This is a genomic window from Romboutsia sp. (genome assembly GCF_051659545.1).
Lineage (GTDB): Bacteria > Bacillota > Clostridia > Peptostreptococcales > Peptostreptococcaceae > JBOFOR01.
The window spans coordinates 1-3446 of record NZ_JBOFOR010000167.1; the positions used below are offsets into that span (position 1 = coordinate 1).

4 protein-coding genes and 1 rRNA gene are annotated in these 3446 nt (G+C 28.0%); 2 read left to right on the top strand and 3 right to left on the bottom strand.

The features are described 5' to 3' along the window. Positions 1-108: 108 nt before the first annotated feature. Entirely contained in the window at positions 109-948 is an 840-nt protein-coding gene (locus tag ACRC03_RS09195) for a sulfurtransferase (RefSeq protein ID WP_438652270.1), read from the bottom strand. Between the two features lie 277 nt (positions 949-1225). Then, entirely contained in the window at positions 1226-1507 is a 282-nt protein-coding gene (locus ACRC03_RS09200) for a transposase (RefSeq protein ID WP_438652271.1), read from the bottom strand. 189 nt (positions 1508-1696) lie between these two features. On the opposite strand from ACRC03_RS09200, the gene ACRC03_RS09205 reads away from it, so the two are divergent. Both ACRC03_RS09205 and ACRC03_RS09210 read left to right on the top strand, forming a co-directional pair. Next, on the top strand, positions 1697-2890 hold the full coding sequence (locus ACRC03_RS09205) for a pyridoxal phosphate-dependent aminotransferase (protein WP_438652272.1): 1194 nt from the start codon (positions 1697-1699) through the stop codon (positions 2888-2890). A gap of 232 nt (positions 2891-3122) precedes the next feature. After that, positions 3123-3308, top strand: a complete 186-nt coding sequence (locus ACRC03_RS09210; RefSeq protein WP_438652273.1) for a hypothetical protein — start codon at positions 3123-3125, stop codon at positions 3306-3308. A gap of 10 nt (positions 3309-3318) precedes the next feature. Here ACRC03_RS09210 and rrf read toward each other — a convergent pair. Next, positions 3319-3435, bottom strand: a 5S ribosomal RNA gene (gene rrf, locus ACRC03_RS09215). Between the last annotated feature and the right edge of the window lie 11 nt (positions 3436-3446).

A 3446-nucleotide genomic window follows, 5' to 3' on the forward strand; every position in this document is an offset into this window, starting at 1 on the left:
ATATACATGGAACCATATAAAAATAAGTACTTAATAATTATTTAAACTTACCAAGTACTTATTCTTAATTCTATAAGCTCTAATCTTAAAATATAAACTTACATAAGATTATAAATTTTGCTCTACTTCATTATTTTCATAACTTATCCAATCACTAAAACTTCCACAATAAACTTTGTGTTTTATTCCAACTTCACTAAGTGCTAAGCTGTTTGGACAAGCTGTTATACCAGAACCACAGTAAACTATAACCTCATCATAATTTTTTAAACTTTCAAAATGATTTTTAAGATTTTCTAATGACTTTATATTTAATTTGGCTCCATCTATATCTAATATATCCATCCAAAAATAATTTAATGCGCTTGGTATATGACCGGCTCTTTTATCTACTGGTTCAAATTCACCTTTGTATCTTTTATTTTCTCTTGAGTCAATTATAGCGACATTATCCTTATATAATCTTTCTTTAACGTATTCCATATTTACTCTCATATCTTTATTAAGTTCAACTTTAAAATCACCTTTATTAATAGAACTTATTTCTTGCATTATTTCACCATTAATCTGTTTAAAAGCATTTATTCCACCATCTAATACATATGTATTTTCATGACCTAAATATTTTAATATCCACCAAAGTCTAGAAGGTCCAGCCAAATCACCATCATCATAAGTAACTACTATAGAATCATTGCTTATACCTATATTTTCAAAAGTATTCTTTAATTTTTCTATATTTGGTATAGGATGTCTTCCTCCATGTTCTTTTACTTCACTAGATAGCTCTGTTTCTAAATCTACTCTAACAGCACCTTTAATGTGTCCCTCATCGTAACTTATTTTTCCGTATTTCTTGTCCATTAAGTCAAATCTACAATCTACGATTACTAGTTTTTCATTATTTAGATTTTCCTTTAGCCAACTAGCATCCACTAAGTTTTTCATAATAGTCCTCCTAATTTTTTCAATTTTATATTTAATACATACTACACTACAGTATAATTTTATAAAATATAATGTAGTATTTTTTTAAACTACTTTAACTAACGAATATAATTTCCTAGACAGTCAAAAGTTCTAAAAAAATAACTCTTTTGATTAGATTTATAGCATCCTTAAGTCACTACACAAAAAGGAGAAAATCTATTAAAAGAGTTATTGATATATATTAACACATTATTTAGATTAACAATAGACATATGCTTAAATTAATTGACAATATTTAAATAAATTCAGAAGTTACTTTACAGCATAAAAGCCATCTATCGAATATAACTACTGCTTGATTGTAATTTAAAGAGTAGTCATACCAATCTATTAACTTCTTTTTTATATTATAGACCATCTCTAAATCACTTGATAAATCTAATAATTTTCTTAAAAGTATTAATTCTTTATTACTCAAGGATTCATTTCTTTTGTTAAGAAGGTTTTTGTTTGATTTTAGAAGATGTTTATTCCTTGAAGTTAAGTCTTTATAAACTCTACGTCTCACATTTTGCAATGCATCTATAAGTTTTTAATATAATTAATTAGGAATTAGTTCTTTATTATGCTACAATATATTTTAAAATGACATATATTTTTATTTAGTATCTATTTTTTCTTAAATATATATGTAAATACTAAGGATTTAATATATTCAATTTTAAACAATACATTAAATAAATTTCAGACCAGGAGGGTTACAAATATGAATATATCATCAAGAATACAGGCTGTTCCAGCTTCTACTATCATGGAACTATTAACTTATGCTGCACAAGCAAAAAAAGGTGGTAAGAAAGTTTATCATTTAAATATTGGACAACCTGATATTAAAACACCTGACGAGTTTTTTAACGCAGTAAAAAACTATAAGGGCGAGGTTTTAGAATATGCATTATCAGAAGGATTACCTGAACTTATCGAGGCTATCCAAAAGTACTATCAAGGTTATAACATGAATTTTAATAAAGATGAAATCTTAATATTAAATGGTGGTAGTGAAGCTTTATTATTTGCTATGATAGCTACATGTAATGAAGGTGATAATATATTAGTTCCTGAACCATTTTATTCAAACTACAATAGCTTTGCTAAAGCAGTAGGTGTAGAAATAAAACCTATTACAACATTAGCAGAAGATGGATTCCACTTCCCTTCGAAAGAAGATATAGTATCTAAAATAGATTCTAGAACTCGTGCTATATTATTTTCAAACCCAGGAAATCCAACTGGAGTTGTTTACACTAAAGAAGAAATTCAAATGATATCTGATATAGCTAAAGAAAATAATTTATGGATAATGGCTGATGAAGTATATAGAGAATTTGTTTATGAAGGTGATTACACTAGTTTAGGTAATATAAATGAAGTTGCTGATAGAGTTATAATAATAGACAGTGTCTCTAAAAGATATAGTGCTTGTGGAGCTAGAATTGGATCAATAGCCTCTAAAAATAAGGTATTTATGGCTCAAATTTTAAAACTGTGCCAAGCAAGACTATCAGTTCCTACTTTAGAGCAAGTTGGGGCTATCGAACTTTATAAAACACCAAACACTTATCTTGTGGAAGTAAACGAAGAATACAAAGAAAGAAGAGATGTACTGTATAATGAACTTGTAAAAGTTCCTGGAGTTGTGTGTAAAAAGCCTACTGGAGCATTTTATATAGTTGCTAAACTTCCAGTTAAAAGTGCTGATCATTTTGTAAAATGGTTATTAAGTGATTTTGATATAGATGGACAAACAGTTATGCCTTGTCCTGCTGAAGGCTTCTATGCTACTGAAGGACTTGGTGTAGATGAAATAAGACTTGCTTATATATTAAATAAAGAAGATTTAGCTAATGCTGCTAAGATATTAAAAGCCGGTTTAGAAACTTACTTAAAGTTAAATTTCTAAAATAAATAGTATACTTATGAAGGTCACTAAAAAAGTCCTTTTTAAAAATCGTAGGTGATATAACTTACGATTTTTTATTTGTATATATATAAATTGATTTAAAGACTTATCACGATGAGCATTTATATGGCTTTTGTAGGAAGAATTATCGGCATATGGATATGAAATTGGTAAAAATGTTAGAAATAAATCAAATGGTAGTTTTGAACTTAAAGAAGAAATTAGGCAACACTTGCTAGAGTCAGTCGAAGAATTAAAAAGTGATGGTTTAGATGAAGCATATTCGTATGGCGAAGCAAAAAATTCATATAATCAGTTTACTAGATATGGATATAATAACGAGGATTCTTCTTGGTACATAGAATATGAGTTAAAACATAGTGTTAAATATTATTTAACACTATGTTTTTGTACATAAAAAAAAGATTAAGTGGCTACGTCTTACTCTCCCAGGAGGTTGCCCCCCAAGTACCATCAGCGCTAAAGAGCTTAACTTCTGTGTTCGGAATGGGAACAGGTGTATCCTCTTTGCTATAATAACCACATAATCTTTATT